Raw genomic sequence first — 488 nt, 5'->3', positions numbered from 1 at the left:
CCTCGAACCTATCAACCTGATCATCTTTCAGGGATCTTACTAGCTTACGCTATGGGAAATCTCATCTTGAGGGGGGCTTCATGCTTAGATGCTTTCAGCACTTATCCCTTCCGCACATAGCTACCCAGCTATGCCCTTGGCAGAACAACTGGTACACCAGCGGTGCGTCCATCCCGGTCCTCTCGTACTAAGGACAGCTCCTCTCAAATTTCCTACGCCCACGACGGATAGGGACCGAACTGTCTCACGACGTTCTGAACCCAGCTCGCGTACCGCTTTAATGGGCGAACAGCCCAACCCTTGGGACCGACTACAGCCCCAGGATGCGATGAGCCGACATCGAGGTGCCAAACCTCCCCGTCGATGTGGACTCTTGGGGGAGATAAGCCTGTTATCCCCGGGGTAGCTTTTATCCGTTGAGCGATGGCCCTTCCATGCGGAACCACCGGATCACTAAGCCCGACTTTCGTCCCTGCTCGACTTGTAGG

General features: G+C 55.3%; 1 rRNA gene. It reads right to left on the bottom strand.

The window, feature by feature from the left end:
- Positions 1-488 (bottom strand): 23S ribosomal RNA (locus MR170_RS31035); the annotation flags it as partial.

It is taken from the genome of Bacillus cereus group sp. BfR-BA-01524, assembly GCF_022662595.1.
Lineage (GTDB): Bacteria > Bacillota > Bacilli > Bacillales > Bacillaceae_G > Bacillus_A > Bacillus_A thuringiensis_S.
This window is presented reverse-complemented; position numbering and strand designations above follow the sequence as displayed.